This is a genomic window from Empedobacter sp. R750 (assembly GCF_030324345.1).
Classification (GTDB): Bacteria; Bacteroidota; Bacteroidia; order Flavobacteriales; family Weeksellaceae; genus Empedobacter; species Empedobacter falsenii_C.
This window is the reverse complement of record NZ_JACAGF010000009.1, coordinates 123,326-141,178: the sequence shown is the minus strand read 5'-3', so window position 1 is coordinate 141,178 and position 17,853 is coordinate 123,326. Positions and strand designations below refer to the sequence as shown.

The following is a 17,853-nucleotide window of genomic DNA, read 5'->3' as shown; positions in this document are numbered from 1 at the left end:
AAAAGGAACTCAAAAAAAGTTCCTTTTCAATATTTTTATTCGCTTAATTCTAACCAACGAAATTCTTTTTCTTCTAATTCGTCTACAATTTTTTGTAGTTCATCTCCAATAGTTGCGATTTTGTCATAACCTAAATTTGGGTCGGAAAGTAAATTCGTTAATTCTTCTTTTTTGGCTTCAAGAATTGGTAAAGATTTATTAATTTCTTCTAATTCTCGTTGTTCTTTAAACGATAATTTTTTTGGTTTTGTCTCTACAATCTTCTCTTTCGATTCAACTTTTTCCTGAATAACGATTTCTTTTTCAACCTTTTTATCGTCAGTTACAGGCTTGTTTTTATTCTCGATGTGATATTCTGTATATGTTCCCATATAACGAGAAATTTTTCCTTCGCCTTCAAAAATCATCAATTCATCGACCACTTTATCCATAAAATATCTATCGTGGGAAACAACTAATAAACAACCTTGATATTCTTCTAAGAAACTTTCAAGAACCGTTAAAGTAGGTAAATCTAAATCGTTTGTTGGCTCATCAAGAATCAAAAAGTTAGGATTTTTGTACAAAATTGCTAATAATTGCAGACGTTTTTTCTCTCCACCACTCAACTTTGAGATAAAAGTATGTTGTTGTTCTGGTGTAAATAAAAACATTTCTAAGAACTGTTCTGCACGCATTTCTTTTCCATTAGAAAGAGGGAAAAAATCTGCAATATCTTTCACAAACTCAATGACACGTTCGTCGCCTTTAAATTCTATTCCATCTTGTTTAAAGTGTCCAATATTTAAGGTTTCTCCACGTTCAATTGTTCCAGAATCCATCGTTTCAATTCCTTCTAACATTTTCAAGAAAGTGGTTTTTCCAACACCATTTTTTCCGACTAAACCAATTTTTCCACCACGAGCGAAGATATAAGAGAAATCATCTAAAATTTTCTTTTGACCAAATGCTTTCGAAACATGTTCCATCTCAATGATTTTTTGACCCAAACGCGTCATCACCATTTCTAATTTTACTTGTTGATCGACAATTTTATGTTTAGCCACTTTTTCAGTATCATAAAACGCATCAATACGAGATTTAGACTTTGTTGTACGCGCTTGCGGTTGACGACGCATCCATTCAATCTCTTTACGATAAAGGTTTTTCGCTTTGTCAATTGTCGCATTTTGATTTTCGATACGCAATGCTTTATTCGTAATATAAGTTTCGTAATTTCCCGAATGTACATACAATGTTTTGTCCTCCATTTCGAGAATTTTGGTACAAATTGCATCTAAGAAATAACGATCGTGCGTAACCAAAATCAATGTTTTGTTTTCTTTGTTCAAGAAATATTCAAGCCATTCTACCATTTCGATATCCAAATGGTTGGTAGGCTCATCTAAAATTAAAAGAACATATCCAGTTTCGAAACTTAAATCAATCAAAAATTTTGCTAAAGAAATACGTTTGCGCTGACCACCAGAAAGTTTTCCAATTTTTTGATCCAAGAAATCAATTTTCAATTTTGATAAAATTTCCTTGATTGTTGGTTCAACTTTCCATGCATCTAAAACATCCATTTTTCCCATTAAATCAATTAAATCAGGATTTGTTGGATCATTTTCGATCATGTTTTCATATTGTCGAACAACATCTAAAACTTCATTCGAATGATTGAAAATATATTCTTCACTTTTCAAATTTTCGTCAAAATCATCACTTTGATCCAACATTAAGATTTTAACACCTTTATTTGGACGAACTTCGCCAGAATCGGCCGTTTCTAATCCAGCTAAAATTTTAAGTAAAGTAGATTTTCCACTTCCATTTTTTGCTACGAATGCGATTTGGTCTCCTTCATTTACATGAAAATTTACATCTTCAAATAAAGTTCGGATTCCATATGATTTGGTTAGATTTTCAACTGTAAGAAAATTCATAGTTTATTATCTGTTTTGTAAGTTAAAAAAGATGCTAAATCTTTTCTGTTTCGATTTGTTTCATCGATTGTTTAGCTTTTCTTATTTTAACGATTAGAATGGCCAAAGATAAGACAAAGCAAATACTTCCTATTACAATTAGATTATTTAAATGTGGTTGAATTAACGCAGGATCGCCTTTTTCGATGAAAAGTATTCGGAATATTTTCAAATAATGTGTTAACGGAATGCAATCTGCAATTGCTTGAATCCATTTTGGCATTTGACTTAAAGGCCATGTAAATCCACTTAAAATGAAACTTGGTGTTGCAACAACCATCAAAACTTCGGTTGCTTTTAGTTGGCTTGGAAGGAGAATGCTGACTAAAAATCCTAAAAAGCAAACGGCTAAAATAAATGCAAGAGAAGAAGTGAAGAATGGCCAAAATTCGGTTTCTAATTTCATGTCATAAAACATTCCGAACCAATAATACAGCATATATATAAATACTGACATAAATAAATAAGGGAAAGTTTTTACGAATAAAATGGTAAACGGATTGGATGATTTTGAGATCAATTCATTAAATGTTCTATTCTCAAATTCTGAAGCAAATGAAAGTGCTAAACCTAATAATAAAACTTGTTGTAATACGGTTAATAAAACACCTGGAAGCATAAAATATAAGTAGTTTCCACTTCTGATATTTTGGCGAATCATCGTTGATTTGAATGGTTCGTAGCTTTGTGTTGCAATATATTCAGGAACGCCTTGTTTTCGAGCTGTTTCTATCGAAATTCCAGCTTTCATTGTTGTTAAAACTGTCGTAATTGCGATTGCTGCTGTATTAGAAGTTAACGTGTTTGAAGCATCTACAAAATAAGCGATTTCGGGTAATTTTTTTTGTTGTACATCAGATTGAAAGTTTCGAGGAATAACAACCACAACTTCAGCTCCGATTGCTAAAGCTTTATTCTTAGAATCAAATGTTGAAGGTAAAACTTCAGCAACTTTAACCGATTCATTTTCATCTAACATCTGAATAATTTTCTGACTTGTCGTTGTATGATCTTCATCTACAACAATAATTGGTAAATCGGTTACATTCCCTTTTTTATAAACATTTCCGATCAGAACACCATACATAATAGGTGCTCCCAAGAATAAAATAGGTAAAACAGGATTCTTGAAGAAAAGTTTGAATTCTCGTATAATTAAATGAAAAATCGTTTTCATCAGAATTTATTTAGCATTAAGATCTAAAACTACATTTGCTTTTGTCAATAGTTGAGCAGCTTGTTTATAGTCAACAGGAACAACTTTCACTTCATATTGCGATTGTTGTTGATCGATATCAGGATAAGCAGTCGAAATATTTGCATACGAATTAAGAACTTTTATCGAAACAATTTTACCTTTCAAAACCATATTATTTTTATAAGGAACTTTTAAATTGACGATTTGATTTTTTTGCAATTGCCCGATTTTATTCTCAGGAATTGTAAATCTAAAAAATGTAGTTTCTTCCAAAATTCCGTTTGCAATAGAATATCCAGCCAAAGCTAATTCTCCAACTTTTAGATTAATTGTTTCAACCGTCATGTCTTGTGGTGCTTTGATGTGTCTTTCCGCCTCAGCAACATCTACTTCTTGCAAAGCTCCCAAAGCACGCTCTTTTTGTCCCAAAGCCATTTGTTGTTGTTCTACACGCGCTCCATTTTCGGCATCAGCTAATTCCGCTTTTGCAGCTAAATATTGATTTTTAGCACCTTGATATTTAGCATAAACTTCATCATAACTTTGTTGCGGAACAAGACTATCTCGAAGCATATTTTTTAATCTATGATTTGATTTTTCTGCATAATCTAATTGTTCTTTCAAGCCAGCAACTTTTGCACGCAATTGTTTCAATTGATTATCTGTTGCACCTTTTTTAGCCATTTCATATTGAGCTTCGGCAGAATTTACTGCGCCTTCAGCTTGACTTTTCTTCGCGTCAACTTCTGGTAATTGTAAAACAAAAAGCGTTTGTCCTTTTTTTACTTCATCGCCTTCGTGAACTAATATTTGATCTATTTTTCCTGGGATTTTTGTTACAACACTAATTTGATCGCGCTCAATTTTACCTTGAAAAATAGTTTGCTCTTCTTTTTTATTTTCTTTGTTAGATGATTTACAATTTGTAAAAAGAATTAATCCGCTTAAAGCAAAAATATAGGATAATGTATTTTTCATGATTCTAATTTGATAATTGATTAAATAATTCTCCAGATGTTTGAAGTAATTCGTAGGTTTTAGAGCGTTGATCTAAGATTTGAGCATAATAACCTAGATTGGCTTTGTAATAATCATTTTCAGCAGCCAAACGCTCGGTTACATCTATTAATCCTTCTTGAAATCGTCTTGAAGCAATTTCTAAATTATTTGTTGCAATGGTATTTTGTTGATTATTTACTTTCAATTTTTCAGTAGAAGTTTCGTAATCAATTTTGTTTTTACTTAATAATAAATTCAGTTTTTCTTGGGAATCTTTCAACTTGTTTTCATTTATTAAAATGTCAGTTTTCGCTTGTACTAATTTATTTTTGTGTTGTCCGCCATCCAACAATTCCCACTTTGCGCCAATACCAATCAAAATATTAGGGAACATCGAAAATTGGTTCATTTTTAAATTAACATCACCTAATACATCACCATCTTTTAATTTGAAATGACTTCCAAAAATTGAGGTGTAATTGGTATTCGCGAATGCAAAAACTTGCGGTAAATGTGAACCTTTTTCCTTTTGATACAGAAATTCGTAAGCTTTTACAGAGTGTTCAAGTGCTTTCAATTCTTTTTTATTTTCTAAAGTATAGCTTGAAGCAAGAATATCAATAGGTGTAAGTTCGTATTGAATTTGTTGAAGATCTTGTTCAGATAGATGCGTCAACATTTCTAATTTTTTGTATAGCAATTGTCGATTACCGTTCAATTCTACTTGTCGGGCTTCTAACTCTAGAATTGCTAATTTTATTTTTTCCCGATCGTATGGAATAGCTAAACCATTTTGAATTGCTTTCTGCACTTTAAGATGTTCTTTATCCAATCGTTTTGCAGAATTTGAAATTAATTCTTCTACTTTGACCAATAACATCAATTGATCATAAGTTTGTAAAATATCTTTGGTTATAGTTTCTTTTTCGGCTTCTTTCAAATAATCTAAAGCAGTACTTTTTTCCTGAATAGCATTCAACGCATTTGGAATTTGTAATCCCGAAAATATAATTTGAGTGGCGTTAACTCCAACAGTAAATAATCCTGCAGAGGTATTGAATTTTTGATTACCCGAAAACAATTCTGTGGACAAAATATCGATTGATTTGGTTGGAATATCGATAATTCCGTTCGAGTTTAGATAACCACCCAGCGCAATTGCAGATAAACTTGGTTGTTGTTTACCTTTTACTTCGTTATATTGGTAATTGTTTTTCTCGACTTCCAATTGTTTATTTTTTAATTCGTAACTCGACTCAATCGCTTTTTCAACAGGCAATCGAAGTTGCGGATCAATCAATTGTTGTGCAAATCCCGAAATAGAAGTCAATAATGGAATAAAAGATAAATATCGTATAATAGGCATCCTATAATTTTAGCATAAAATTAACAAAAAATATACCATGAATAAAAGTCAATATTAGAATGTCATTAAAAATAAAAATCCTGAAACTTTTTAAGGGTTCAGGACTTCCAAAAGTTGCCAAAAAAATGGCGCATAGTTCAATGTATTTAATATTTATTATCAATAATATCCAACGTTTCGTTTAATGATTCTTTCATCATTTTCTCTAAATAATCCGTCGTACTTTTATTGATTGTTTCGTCTATATATTTAGTTCCACCAATTGTTTCGCTATATTTTAAAGCATTATTTTTAAGGTCTAAAATATTAATATAGACATATGTTTTTGCGATGTATTTCTGTTTGTTGGCAGGATCATAATCAAGACCCGATTTTACATTAATCAAAACTAAATCATCTTGATTAATCGCTTTTTTTAAATCATTAAATTTAACTTGATTTACATTTTCCTTTGTGATTAATTCATTCGGAATTAGTTTTTTATCAAATTTATCAATCATTTGATAAGTATACTTGTTATCGTTTAATATTTTCTCAGATTTATCACGAATTATTTTTACAATATCAAATTTAGAATTTATTTGTTTAAGCTGATTTTCAATTGATTTTGAATCAATGTTTTGATCTAAATTTTGAGAATTATGATCAAAAAAACCAAGAGAATCTATGTTAATGAGAACACCAACTTTGTTTACAGGAACGTCTAAAGCATTTTCGTAAGTTACCGTATTAAGTGCTAATTCTTTTGGAGCTTCTTTTTTTTGCTCGCAAGATTGGGTAAAAAACAATACCCCAACAATAAAATAAACTAATTTTTTCATACACTATCCTATTACCTCTTTAAAGGTAGTGATTTATAATGTTTTATAATAAAATTATTGCTAATAATTTTCTTCTTCTTCATCGTCAAAAGTTTTGGCAATTTTTTCAATGTTTAAGCTTTTTGCCATCGCATCAAAAATCTCTTTATAAGTGCCGTTCATTTTGTAGACATCTTCATGAATCCCGTGTTCTACAACTTCGCCTTGTTTCATCACGTATGTATAATCGGCATCGATAATTTGAGAAATACTATGCGAAATAATGATAACTGTTCGATCTTTTTTGATGGCATCCAAACTATTTTTAATCTGTTCTGTCGCAATTGCATCCAAACTTGCAGTAGGTTCGTCTAGAAAAATAATTGGTGGATTTTTGAGAAACATACGTGCTATGGCGATGCGTTGTTGTTGACCGCCAGATAACAATAAGGCTTTGGATTGATAAGCTTCTGGCAAGTCCATAATTTGTTCATGAATATAAGCGCGTTTTGCAGCATCTTCTATTTCTCCGAAAGTTGCGTTTACATTTCCATAACGAATATTTTCTTCAATTGTTCCATTAAAAATGTGATTTTTTTGTAAAACCAACCCAATATTATCACGTAAAAATTGCGTGTCATATTCTTCTAAATCAATTCCATCAAGTAGAATTTTTCCAGAATCAGGTTGATAAAATTTATCTAACAAATTAATCACTGTACTTTTTCCAGCACCAGACAAACCAACTAAAGCAGTAATTTTATTGGGTTGAATTGTCATGTTGATATTTTTCAAGGCTTTGTAACCATTTGGATAAGAAAAGTCAACATTTTGGATTTCGAATTTTCCTTTTAGATTTGTTGGAAGATAATTCCCAGATGATTCTTTTTCATTGTCTGCTTTCAAAATTCCAAAGAAACTTTCGGAATAAATCATAGCATCATTCATTTCATCGTAAATACGATGCAGTTGACGAATAGGCGCAGAAACGTTGTTAAACAACAAAATATGAAACATAATTGCACCAATTGTCATTTGTCCGTCAAGAACCAAATACGAAGTTAAAATAATGATAATCACTACGCCAAACTGCTCGATAAAAGATTTTAAACCATCAAAAAAGAAGCTTGTTTTGCGTGTTTGCATTTGATTATTCGTCAATTCTTTTTGCAAATCAAGTTGTTTTTTACCTTCTATATCTTCTCGGTTAAATGATTTAATTACTGTAATTGAATCAATTATGCTGATAATTCCTTGTGATTTTTGTTCACGATAACCTCTTAAGTTTCGTCGCCAACCACTCAGCTTTTTCGCTTGCTGTTGCGTGATAATGAAATAAATCGGAACGATACAAAGTCCAACCAATCCAACATAAAAATTAGCATTGAACATTAAAATTAAAGCAACAATTGAATTGGCAAAAAGTGGAAGAATATCGATAAAAAAGTTTTGAACTAAACGTGTCAAACTTTCAATTCCTCTGTCAATACGGGTTTGAAGTTTTCCTGCTTGATTATCTTGATTTGTATAAAATGCCATTCTATACGTCAAAATCTTTTCGATAATGGTTTGTGCTAAATCTTGTGAAACTAAGATTCTAAGCTTTTCACCATAATATTTTTGACCAAATGTGATAAAAGCATTCAAGATTTCTTTTGTCATCAAAACAATTGAAATAAACGAAATGATTTTCAGACCTTCTTTTAATCCTTTTCCAGCTTCAACCAAACCATTTATAGAATCTACGGTATACTGTAAAATAAGGGCGTTTACCTGTGACGTAAAAGATCCAACTAAGGTTAGGAGCAAAGTTGCGACAACCAAAGAACGATAAGGTTTTACAAATGGACGTAGATTTTTAAACAGTTGAATGATTGTCATTTATTATTCTTTTAACGGTTGTTCTTTCACAAAAACGTGACCAACTTTTGTGAAATCGTAAGCAATCTCGTATAAATACTCTAATAGATCTTCAATCAGTTCAGAATCATTTTGCAAAGCCTCTGTTTCAATTTCAGTATATGCAACAGTTTTTTCTCCAAATTCTATTGTTTTAGGTAAATTTTCTGTTTCATATTCGCCATAAAGCCGAATGTTTTGTAACAATAATTGCAAAATTTTCTTCATCAATCGAATGTGTTCTGAAGTTAAAATAACAGAATTATTTTTCTTTAAAATTTTAACTAAACCAACTGAATATGAAACAAATGACTGGTTGAAAATGGTGAATTTATTCAGTACGTTAGCATTTTCTTGTTTTCCTTTCGGTTCAGAAATTACACGTTGAAAAACTGAATTAATATTTGCCATTGCAATAAAAACATCTTTTCTAGCTAACTTATAATCAGTTGTAGAAACTTCGTTGTCTGCTAATTTTTTAAAAACCAAATAAATAAACTCATAATTTGCAATCAATGCTTTTTGAATATATTCGTTCATATTATTTTTTTCCCAAGTTGGTAAAATCAAGTAACTCGAAATAAACGCCATAAATCCTCCAACAAGTGTGTCAATAAAACGTTCTTGAATAATATACAATGAATCTTTTTGCGAATAAAAACTAAACGAAATAAGAATATATGCGGTTAAATAAAATGTACCAATTGCATATTTATGACGAATAAAAGTGTAAGCCATCAACATGAAAATAAGCATTAAAGCAAATCGGATACTGTGTTGAGGAATAATCAATAATATTAAAACCCCAACTAATCCACCGCCAATTGTTCCTTTCAAACGCTGAAAGTTTCGCTTTTTTGTTACGCTAAAACCAGGTTTTAAAATCACTAAAACTGTCATCAAAATCCAGTAACTATGGTAAGTCATCGGAATAATAAACGTGACACCATAAGCTAATAACATTACAATTGATGCACGAATTGCATGTCTAAAAATTGAAGATTTTAGATTCAGATGATCTTTTAATTTTCGTAAAGAATAATCAACTGTAGGTTCAAAATGTTCGGCATGATCCAGTGGATTTTTCTTTTTTTCTGTGAATGAATCATCATAGAAAAATTTATGGATAAACTCTATTTTATAAACAATTTGCTTTAAATTGATGTAAATTTTAGATAAAACGATTGGTTTTTGTCCTTCTGCATATAATTCTTTGATAGCATCATCAATCTTTTTCAACTCAACTTCAAAGTCAAAAGTAGGTTGTTTAGGACGTTTGTTCGAGTTAATATGATAAGCAATCATTTTAAGCTCATGCGCTAATTTATTCATTAAATTATAGATTTTGCGCATTGCTTTTGTATCACCGTAAACTTCTCGAATTTTCACATAATCGTATTGATTTGCTGTTACATTTTCAAATATATCCACCAAATCAGAAAAAATAAACACAATCGAACGCCCAATTGGTGTCAGGTCTTTTACCAATTTTTTGTTCGAAAAAACTAATTCACGAACTAAACTTTGTTTTTCGTTAATTACAACATGTTCATCGATTAATTTTTTGATAATATCATCGTAATTAGAGTCTTTATCAAACATAGAAGCCTTGATTCGAATGTATTCAGAAATATGAATCATTGTATCAGCTAAGTTTTGCTGCGCCATACGATAAGGACGAAAGGTACTAATAGCTAGGCTAAAAATAGTGTACCAAGCTGCTCCAGCAGTCACAAAAAGTGCAATATGAAGAGGACTTAACTCATGTCGTAAATCATTCATATTCATTACCATTGACATCATAATGACCATTCCAAGCGCACTTGTACGTTGTCCCCAAACGGTTAACATGTTAGAAAAGAATACGATAAGTGTTAAACAAATACCTAGAAATATTGGGTAACTGTTAATCGTTTTGGTGAAATATGAAACAAGGAAAATCAAGAGCACGGAAAGCCACATCAGGTTTCGGCGTTCTTTAAATGGACCAGGTGTATCCGTCATGTGTGCTAAAACTGCACCAAGACTTATCGTTACACCGGCATATAAATCGCCAAACAAGCTGGCTACGATAGGCGGAATGATAATCGCTAAAGAAGTTTTTAAGCCATCTGAAAGCGCTTCTCCGTAGATAAAGTTTTCAATTTTATTGATGATTTTCAAGTGTAATTTTTTAAGGTTGAAAATTGTTGTATAAAATTAACACAACTTTTTTCGAAACCCAACTAAACTCGTGAAGTTTTTAGAATATGAAAACCATCAATGCTTTGAGTAAAAATTAAAGTTGTTGTACCACCATCAATAATTTTGAATTTTTTCTTGATAACGTCTATTGGCTGATTGTAATTTTTGACTAATAAATTCGCTTTTGTTTTTAGAATTTCTTTTTTTTGATTTTTAATTTCTTCTTCAATCAAGTAAATTTTTCCAGGAAAATTCTCTAAAAGTTCATTCGAAGTATACAAATGAGTATTCTGATGAAGTTTATGAAGATTGAATTTTTCGCTCAATAATTTGAAAGCACCAGTTTTTAGAATCGCAACATTTGGTTCGTAAATATAACGTTGAATTCCTCCAAAACTTGCATTCGCACTATATTCTTCTTCAAAATGAAAAGAAAATTCGGATTGATTATTTTCTAAATTAACAGCTTTTATCAAAGGGTTTTTTGTTGAAGAATTTTTATCTAAAATGATTAGAAAATCTTTCACTTCATTTTTTAATGCAACAATGTGTATTTCAAAAATTGAATCAATTTGTTGTAGGGTAGAAGTGATGTCTAATAAAGGCGAAAGCTTGATGATAATTTTCTCTGTTTTTTCGGAAAAAGTTGGAATCCATTCTAAAATATTTGGCTCTAAATCTTCCAAAATAAATTTTCTTCCGCTCGAATTTCTTCTTGCTGGATCGAGATAAATAACATCAAATTTTAATGTAGGATTTTCTTCAAAAAAAGACTGAAAAGTTCCTGTATAGGTTTCTAAATTTGGCGCTAAAATTTTAGCATTATGTTGTACAATCTCACTCAATTCAGGATTTTGTTCGATGTGATATACTTTGTCAAAATTCTTTGCAAAAGCCATGGTATCAATTCCAAAACCTGCGGTTAAATCAATCAAATTTTTTCCTTTAACTAAAGTTGATTTATAATTTGCTGTGGCTTCTGAACTTGCTTGTTCCAAATTAATTGAAGGCGGAAAATAAATATTTTCTGTCGAATAAAGTGTTGGAAATTTATGTTTTGAAACTTGAATTCCTTTCAATTGTTGAGCGATTTCAGCAGAAGAAATTTCATCAAATAACGATTTTTTCAAACCTATAGATTTGATGTCTTCATGTTCGATTGTTTTTAGATATTCTTGAAATTCTTTTGTTAAAATAGTTGGATTCAAATTGTTATTTTTTAATCATTTTAGTATTTGCTACAATATCGCCTAAACGTTGACTTTCTTTTGAGTTATTTATAATTAAAATTCCAATTAATCCACTGAAAATAAAATAATCTATAGGATCGAAAAGATGACGAATAAAAGATTGCGAAAAACTAATTGGTTTTTCTGTTTTAGCATTTACAGGTTGCAAATTTAGGATTAAATGACCTAAAGTTCCATGAAAAATAACTTCAATCATAACAAAATAAATGAACCAAAAGATAAAAATAGGTAAAGCATTTATTCCGTTTACATTATAACTTCCATCACTCGCTAAAGTTCCAAAATTATAAATATAAAGCGCTGCAATGATTATAAATACTGCATAATCAATAAATCCGGCTATAAGTCGTTGAAAAATGTATTTATTAGATTTCATAGTTTTTAAGAAGTTTCATCAATGCGAAATGAAGCTCATCTTGTTCAGCAGAAATCACTTCGATATACGATAAATTATTTTCTAAAGAAATATTAAAACCTTCTTCAATATCGTTGTAATAAATAATATAATTTTTGATTTTTCCTACAATCCAAAAATAATCTTCATTACTATAAGAAGGAACTAGTCTTTTTTCTGGAACTATTTTTATAGAATTCCAAAAACACAAAACTTCAGCATCCATCACAGTTACTGAAGTTTCGATTATATTGTCGAGTTCTTTTAATGAAATTGGTATCCAATTCATGTAAAAACTATTTTTTTTCTTCTTTTTCTGCCAAACGAGTTGGAACAATTGGAACAAAAAGTGCTTGTTTTACCACTTTTTCTTTTGGCGATTTTTCAATCACATCCGCAGGATTTCTAAACTTGTTTACACCAATTAATTTAATGGTTTGCTCATCGAAATCTTTTTGCTCTTTTTTCGCGCTTGTGTAAACAAAATCTTGAATAGTTTCATTTTGTAAAGCATTCACAAAACCACCAACATTTTGTATTGTTTTGAACAATTCTAACGCATTTTCAGCCATTTGATTTGTCAAACTTTCGATGTAGAAAGAACCAGCAGCAGGATCAGCAAATTGGTTTAAATAAGATTCTTTTTGCAACAATAATTGTTGTTTTGCGGCTAATTCTAATCCAAAATCAGACTCTTTATTTACTTCGTCATATGATCCAACAAAAACAGCATCACTTGATCCAAAGATAGCCGAAGAAGCCTCTATTGTAGAACGAATAACGTTGTTGTAAATATCTAATTTAGATTTATTTCGATCTGATGTTGAAGTGAAAATAAATGCTTCACTTTCTTTATTATACTGCTCCAAAATCATTTTCCATAAGAAACGGAACGCTCTTAATTTCGCTACTTCGAAGAAATAATTACTTCCTACAGCGAATTTAAAATAGATTTTATCTGCAATATCAGCTCCAAAATTTTCTAAATATTCTACAGCATGCGCAAGTGTAATTGCAATTTGTTGAACATGATTTGCACCAGCATTTTGATAAATATCTCCTTGAATTGAAATTACTTTCTCAAAATTTTTCAACTCTAATGCTTCTTTCACCAATTCTTTTGATGCTTTTTCTGAATCATTTTGCCAAAGTCCATTCTGAGCCAAATATCCATAAATATCTAAATCTAAATATTTCAGATTTGGAAGATTTTCAAGCGATTTTAAATCAGAAGTTCCATCATATTTAATGAATAAATCCAAATAATTAGGAAGTTCTAATGAAGGATTAACTTGATTTTGATCAATCAAATATCCATACAAAAAGCTGTAATCTTGGTTTTTATTTCCTGTATATTTCGAAATAATTTTCCAATCTTTTGACGATTTTGGCAAAGGTTGCACAGCCGAATAATCGACGTCATCCTTTGTATATAATGGTTTTACATTTATTTGATCGTTCGTTCCCCAAACCAAGGTTTCATTATATTCTAAACCTTTTAGCTCGACTTGAACTTTATTTTTCCATTCTTTTTCAGAAATAGAATCAAAATTTTCAAATAACTTACTCATTTTCTTTATTTTGTGGCTTCGTAACTTTTTCTTGCTGAATGATAAAAATATCTTCATCATCTTTTTTCAAGAAATGCTTTTCTCTTGCAATTCTTTCAATTTCAGCAGGATTACTATTTAGTTGATTTAATTTTTCAGATTCAGTATCCAAGTGTTCTTGGTAATATTGTTCATCAACTTCTAATAATTTGATTTGTTTATCCAACTCGCGATGTACGAAAAAAGAATTTTGATCGAAAAAAATCATCCAAACAGCAAACGCAACCGTTAGAACAAAGTAACGATTCCAAACAAATTTGAATACACGTGTATCCTTAATTTTTCTTTTCGGTACTTCTGGTGTAAGTTCTTCGTCAAAGATTTCTTCCGATTTTTCTTTCATTATACAGTAGTTTTCGAGTTGAGTTTTTCTTTAATTACAGTTGATAAAACTTTGATTGCGACAGAATTTTTCTTTTTCATATTCGGAATAATAATGTCTGCGTAATTTTTAGATGGTTCTATAAATTGCTGATGCATAGGTTTTAACGTTTTTTGGTAACGTGTTAAAACTTCATCCAAATCGCGTCCACGTTCTTGGATATCACGGCGCACACGACGAATTAAACGCTCATCAGAATCGGCATGAACAAAGATTTTTACATCAAATAAATCGCGTAAATCTGCATCAGTCAATACTAAAATTCCTTCTACAATAATAACCGATTGTGGATGCGTTAAAATCGTTTCTTCCTTGCGACTATGCGTAATAAACGAGTAGACAGGTTGTTCGATTGATACGCCATTTTTCAATAAAGCGACATGTTCTTTTAGTAATTCGAAATCAATTGATCTTGGATGATCAAAATTGATTTTAGAACGTTCATCAAAAGATAATTCAGGATGATCTTTATAATAATTATCTTGAGAAATAACGATAACGCTTTCCGCATTAAGATCTCTTAAAATATTATTTACAACAGTTGTTTTTCCCGAACCTGTTCCTCCTGCAATTCCTATTACCAGCATTTTTGTTTTATTAATTTTTTTAATTTCGTTTGATGTTTCCATTGCAAGAGTTCTCGTAAAATTTCCTTAAAGATAAAATTTTCCTATCAGAAATTAAAATAAAAAGAAATTGATTCTTGCAAAATTTTAAATGTTGTCGTGAAGAAGTTTTGGTTGATTGATTTTGAGAAAAGAAATAATTATCAATGCATTTAAAAAATGATTGATTTATTATTCGATTATTTAGATGTAGCTCAAACATTTAGGTTTATTTACACAAAAAAAGTACTTTGCAGTACTTGGTTTCTCTTAATCGGATGCAAAGGAAAGAAAAAATTATAAAAACTTTATCTTTTTTATCATTATATTTATAAAATCAGAACTATTATAAAATACTAAACTATGAACGATTTAATCTCAATGTCTACTATTTTTTCGTTATTTCTCGGAATAGGATTAGCCGCTGCTGCTGGTTTTCGGATTTTTCTTCCCTTATTTGTATTAAGTTTAGCTGTCAAATTTGGAGGAAGTTTTATTAATCTCGACGAAAGTTGGATGTGGGTTGGGAGTACACCGGCTCTTATAACACTTGGTGTAGCGATGTTAGTAGAAATTGGAGCTTATTATATTCCAATTATTGATAATTTGTTGGATACGATTGCGGTTCCCTTAGCTGGAATTGCAGGAACAATAGCGGTTGGAATTACGATGCCAGAAATGAACGAAGTCGCAACTTGGGCTTTGGCGATTATAGCCGGAGGAGGAACTGCGGCTGCGATTAGCGGTACAACTGCTGCTGCAAGAGCTGTTTCGACCACGACAACTGCGGGAGCGGGAAATTTTTTGGTTAATACAGGAGAAACGTTTAGTTCTATTGTATTAAGTATTACGGCAATTGTATTGGCTCCTTTGGCATTTATTTTTGTACTGGTTATTTTATATGTGTGTTATAGAGCATATAAAAGTGTTAGAAAAAAAGGTGATCAGCTATTGGCGGAAGAATTGTGAAAAGAGTGAAGGATTATATTTAAAAAAAAAGCTAACCAATTGGTTAGCTTTTTTGTTTTTTTATCTAAAAATATTTAATCCCTTTTATATTTTTCTTTGTATGTTTCAAATGCTTGCATCAAATTTTCTTCGATAGCTTTTGGCATTCTGCGCGTAGCCTCAAATTCATTTGATGAAAGTGATTTGAATTCTGAAAGTGTTGGAATCAATTCAATCGAATTAACTAACATTTCAATTTCTGTTTCATATTGACGATTAGCCAATGAATGAAACGTATCATTCCCATAAACAGGAACATATTGTTGTTCAATCAAAAAGCCAGCGTCAGCTTCTGTGTCTACAAAATGAGTTGTAACACCAATTTCGACTCCTTTTGTGATTGCCCATTTTAATGAATCTAAACCTCTCGTCAAAGGTAAAAAACCTGGATGCGTATTGATAATTTTATGATTTTCAACCAATTCATCTGGTAATAATCCTGCTCCTGCAATAATCACATATTCAGCTTTATAATCGTTTAATTGATTGTTCAACGTTTCAGCAGTTGTCAAATCAAAATCATAACCAAAATTATTACAGTAATCATCTAAATTTACTTGAATCGCCTTACTTGGACGATGTTGATAAATTGGTTTGAACGGATTTTCCCTTTGTATAAAAGGCAATGCAAATATTTTTACATTTTGGTAACCTTTAGCTTTTAATCCGTGTAAAACATCTTGTGTTTTGCGATGAGGAGTATTGTAAGAGATTACCGCTATTTTTGGTTGAGTTGCCATGATTATTTAATCAAATATTTTTTGTGATAATCAACAACATTATCAATTGGTTTTCTAATAATATGACCAACTGTCAAGTGATATTCTGCCGCAACCGAACGAATAACATCTTCGTAAATATGAGCAATTGAGCCAATGAAATTTAATTCAGAATGACGAGCTTCTTCGTAAGGCATAATTTGATATTCGACAAAAGAAGACATTGCATCATAAATAATTTTCTGAATAAATGGATCATTTTTATGTTCGACAACAAATTTATTGAAAGATGCTAAATATGTGTTTGCAAATTTATTTTGGTACACATTTTTATTTAACTCATCTACTGATAATTTATAATAATCATCAAAAGCTTTGGCTAAATGTGGAGGCATTTTTTTTGTGTAAAAAGCGCGTAATACACGTTTTCCTAAGTCATTTCCAGAACCTTCGTCACCTAAGATATAAGCTAAAGATTTTGTTTCTTCGCGCATTGTTGTTCCATCGAAATAACAAGAATTAGACCCTGTTCCTAAGATACAAACCATTGCAGGTTTTCCCATATAAGTTGCGTAACAAGCAGCTAATAAATCATGGTCTACGACAAATTCTGCATTTGTAAAGAAATTCTCTAAACCTTCTTTAACAACAGCATGCATTGCTTCGCTGGAAGTTCCTGCACCATAAAAAAAGACTTTTGTAAAATCATTTGCAACAGGTGCAAAATCTTCATTTTTTTGTAATTCAGTCGTAATATCTTCTGATGTTACAAAATACGGATTAAATCCGATTGTACTTGTTCTAAAAACTTCATTAAGGTCGCTATCTAAAATTACCCAATCCGTTTTAGTAGAACCGCTATCTGCTATTGCAATCATTTTTTTGTTTTGATATAATTGAGGAGTGCTAAAATAACATTCTTTTAACAATGCGCATAAAAAAAAGCCTGAAATTTCAGGCTTTTTATATAAAAAAATAATTAATGATCGTGGCTATGGTCAACTATATCGATTTCGATGTATGTTTCGGATTGATTTCCTGCTTTATCAATTAGAATTAATCCTAAATGATATGCACCATCTACAATACCTTCTTGAGGAATTGCAACTTTATAATTGTATGCATATTCCTTTTTACCTGAAGGAATTGCTTCTTCTTTGGTAAATTCCCATTGAGTATTTGTAGAACTTGAAGCTTCTTGTACACTAGCAGAACGATGGTTATGAGTATGTCCATCTCCTGCATAATGAATATCAATTTTTACAGCTCCCAACTCAATATTATCTTTCAAGATAGCTTCAATATTAATCTCGTCACCTAAATGTAGGTGAGCTTCATCTTTTGGTGAAATTAAATTAATTTCTGGTTTTGTTGTATCTAATGAAGAATCATCTGATGAGCAAGATGTAATAAATAATGCTGATAATGTTATAAATGAATATTTTAAAATTGAATTTTTCATTGTTTATTTTTTT

Annotated in this window: 17 protein-coding genes; 1 reads left to right on the top strand and 16 read right to left on the bottom strand. The window is 30.7% G+C overall.

Features of this window, described 5'->3' with window-relative positions; genetic code table 11:
• Positions 1–35: 35 nt before the first annotated feature.
• The 13 genes from HXZ74_RS10835 to udk all read right to left on the bottom strand — a co-directional run bounded on the left by HXZ74_RS10835 (position 36) and on the right by udk (position 14,675).
• The gene (locus tag HXZ74_RS10835) at positions 36–1,925 is read right to left on the bottom strand and encodes an ABC-F family ATP-binding cassette domain-containing protein (protein ID WP_280062675.1); all 1,890 of its coding nucleotides are present in this window, start codon (positions 1,923–1,925) and stop codon (positions 36–38) included.
• A gap of 34 nt (positions 1,926–1,959) precedes the next feature.
• Complete coding sequence (locus HXZ74_RS10830) at positions 1,960–3,141, bottom strand: ABC transporter permease (RefSeq protein ID WP_180904727.1); 1,182 nt, start codon at positions 3,139–3,141, stop codon at positions 1,960–1,962.
• A gap of 6 nt (positions 3,142–3,147) precedes the next feature.
• Positions 3,148–4,140 (bottom strand): HlyD family secretion protein, encoded by a 993-nt coding sequence (locus tag HXZ74_RS10825; protein ID WP_286475354.1) that lies wholly within the window; start codon positions 4,138–4,140, stop codon positions 3,148–3,150.
• A gap of 4 nt (positions 4,141–4,144) precedes the next feature.
• The gene (locus tag HXZ74_RS10820; protein WP_286475353.1) at positions 4,145–5,527 is read right to left on the bottom strand and encodes a TolC family protein; all 1,383 of its coding nucleotides are present in this window, start codon (positions 5,525–5,527) and stop codon (positions 4,145–4,147) included.
• 146 nt (positions 5,528–5,673) lie between these two features.
• The gene (locus tag HXZ74_RS10815; RefSeq protein WP_286475351.1) at positions 5,674–6,348 is read right to left on the bottom strand and encodes a hypothetical protein; all 675 of its coding nucleotides are present in this window, start codon (positions 6,346–6,348) and stop codon (positions 5,674–5,676) included.
• Between the two features lie 60 nt (positions 6,349–6,408).
• Positions 6,409–8,208 (bottom strand): ABC transporter ATP-binding protein, encoded by a 1,800-nt coding sequence (locus HXZ74_RS10810; RefSeq protein ID WP_286475349.1) that lies wholly within the window; start codon positions 8,206–8,208, stop codon positions 6,409–6,411.
• Between the two features lie 3 nt (positions 8,209–8,211).
• Entirely contained in the window at positions 8,212–10,389 is a 2,178-nt protein-coding gene (locus HXZ74_RS10805) for an FUSC family membrane protein (protein ID WP_286475347.1), read from the bottom strand.
• Positions 10,390–10,451: 62 nt separating this feature from the next.
• Positions 10,452–11,618: a THUMP-like domain-containing protein gene (locus HXZ74_RS10800; RefSeq protein WP_286475345.1), complete on the bottom strand. Its 1,167-nt coding sequence runs from the start codon at positions 11,616–11,618 to the stop codon at positions 10,452–10,454.
• Positions 11,619–11,622: 4 nt separating this feature from the next.
• Positions 11,623–12,036: an RDD family protein gene (locus HXZ74_RS10795; RefSeq protein WP_286475343.1), complete on the bottom strand. Its 414-nt coding sequence runs from the start codon at positions 12,034–12,036 to the stop codon at positions 11,623–11,625.
• Positions 12,026–12,343 carry a hypothetical protein gene (locus tag HXZ74_RS10790; protein WP_286475341.1) on the bottom strand — a complete coding sequence of 106 codons (318 nt, stop codon included), beginning with the start codon at positions 12,341–12,343 and terminating at the stop codon, positions 12,026–12,028. Before HXZ74_RS10790 ends, HXZ74_RS10795 begins: the two co-directional genes overlap by 11 nt.
• Before the next feature lie 7 nt (positions 12,344–12,350).
• Positions 12,351–13,625 carry a methylmalonyl-CoA mutase family protein gene (locus HXZ74_RS10785; RefSeq protein ID WP_286475338.1) on the bottom strand — a complete coding sequence of 425 codons (1,275 nt, stop codon included), beginning with the start codon at positions 13,623–13,625 and terminating at the stop codon, positions 12,351–12,353.
• Positions 13,618–14,007, bottom strand: coding sequence for an FtsB family cell division protein (locus HXZ74_RS10780; protein WP_286475336.1), 390 nt, complete (start codon positions 14,005–14,007; stop codon positions 13,618–13,620). Before HXZ74_RS10780 ends, HXZ74_RS10785 begins: the two co-directional genes overlap by 8 nt.
• Entirely contained in the window at positions 14,007–14,675 is a 669-nt protein-coding gene (gene udk, locus HXZ74_RS10775) for a uridine kinase (RefSeq protein WP_491047428.1), read from the bottom strand. The genes HXZ74_RS10780 and udk overlap by 1 nt, the downstream gene beginning before the upstream one ends.
• Positions 14,676–15,014: 339 nt before the next feature.
• On the opposite strand from udk, the gene HXZ74_RS10770 reads away from it, so the two are divergent.
• On the top strand, positions 15,015–15,620 hold the full coding sequence (locus tag HXZ74_RS10770; RefSeq protein WP_286475334.1) for a DUF4126 domain-containing protein: 606 nt from the start codon (positions 15,015–15,017) through the stop codon (positions 15,618–15,620).
• 74 nt (positions 15,621–15,694) lie between these two features.
• Here HXZ74_RS10770 and HXZ74_RS10765 read toward each other — a convergent pair whose 3' ends face one another.
• The 3 genes from HXZ74_RS10765 to HXZ74_RS10755 form a co-directional block, all read right to left on the bottom strand.
• Positions 15,695–16,399, bottom strand: coding sequence for a formyltransferase family protein (locus tag HXZ74_RS10765; RefSeq protein ID WP_286475332.1), 705 nt, complete (start codon positions 16,397–16,399; stop codon positions 15,695–15,697).
• Positions 16,400–16,401: 2 nt separating this feature from the next.
• Positions 16,402–17,256: a BadF/BadG/BcrA/BcrD ATPase family protein gene (locus HXZ74_RS10760; protein WP_286475330.1), complete on the bottom strand. Its 855-nt coding sequence runs from the start codon at positions 17,254–17,256 to the stop codon at positions 16,402–16,404.
• A 101-nt stretch (positions 17,257–17,357) separates the two neighbouring features.
• Entirely contained in the window at positions 17,358–17,840 is a 483-nt protein-coding gene (locus HXZ74_RS10755) for a DUF4625 domain-containing protein (protein WP_180904716.1), read from the bottom strand.
• Between the last annotated feature and the right edge of the window lie 13 nt (positions 17,841–17,853).

Excerpts from the sequence above, each read along its gene's own strand:
- HXZ74_RS10825 (WP_286475354.1), bottom strand. The coding sequence starts at position 4,140 with ATGAAAAATACATTATCCTATATTTTTGCTTTAAGCGGATTAATTCTT.
- HXZ74_RS10760 (WP_286475330.1), bottom strand. The coding sequence starts at position 17,256 with ATGATTGCAATAGCAGATAGCGGTTCTACTAAAACGGATTGGGTAATT.
- HXZ74_RS10830 (WP_180904727.1), bottom strand. The coding sequence starts at position 3,141 with ATGAAAACGATTTTTCATTTAATTATACGAGAATTCAAACTTTTCTTC.
- HXZ74_RS10795 (WP_286475343.1), bottom strand. The coding sequence starts at position 12,036 with ATGAAATCTAATAAATACATTTTTCAACGACTTATAGCCGGATTTATT.
- HXZ74_RS10755 (WP_180904716.1), bottom strand. The coding sequence starts at position 17,840 with ATGAAAAATTCAATTTTAAAATATTCATTTATAACATTATCAGCATTA.
- HXZ74_RS10785 (WP_286475338.1), bottom strand. The coding sequence starts at position 13,625 with ATGAGTAAGTTATTTGAAAATTTTGATTCTATTTCTGAAAAAGAATGG.
- HXZ74_RS10815 (WP_286475351.1), bottom strand. The coding sequence starts at position 6,348 with ATGAAAAAATTAGTTTATTTTATTGTTGGGGTATTGTTTTTTACCCAA.
- HXZ74_RS10835 (WP_280062675.1), bottom strand. The coding sequence starts at position 1,925 with ATGAATTTTCTTACAGTTGAAAATCTAACCAAATCATATGGAATCCGA.
- HXZ74_RS10770 (WP_286475334.1), top strand. The coding sequence starts at position 15,015 with ATGAACGATTTAATCTCAATGTCTACTATTTTTTCGTTATTTCTCGGA.
- HXZ74_RS10780 (WP_286475336.1), bottom strand. The coding sequence starts at position 14,007 with ATGAAAGAAAAATCGGAAGAAATCTTTGACGAAGAACTTACACCAGAA.
- HXZ74_RS10790 (WP_286475341.1), bottom strand. The coding sequence starts at position 12,343 with ATGAATTGGATACCAATTTCATTAAAAGAACTCGACAATATAATCGAA.
- HXZ74_RS10765 (WP_286475332.1), bottom strand. The coding sequence starts at position 16,399 with ATGGCAACTCAACCAAAAATAGCGGTAATCTCTTACAATACTCCTCAT.
- HXZ74_RS10820 (WP_286475353.1), bottom strand. The coding sequence starts at position 5,527 with ATGCCTATTATACGATATTTATCTTTTATTCCATTATTGACTTCTATT.
- udk (WP_491047428.1), bottom strand. The coding sequence starts at position 14,675 with ATGGAAACATCAAACGAAATTAAAAAAATTAATAAAACAAAAATGCTG.
- HXZ74_RS10810 (WP_286475349.1), bottom strand. The coding sequence starts at position 8,208 with ATGACAATCATTCAACTGTTTAAAAATCTACGTCCATTTGTAAAACCT.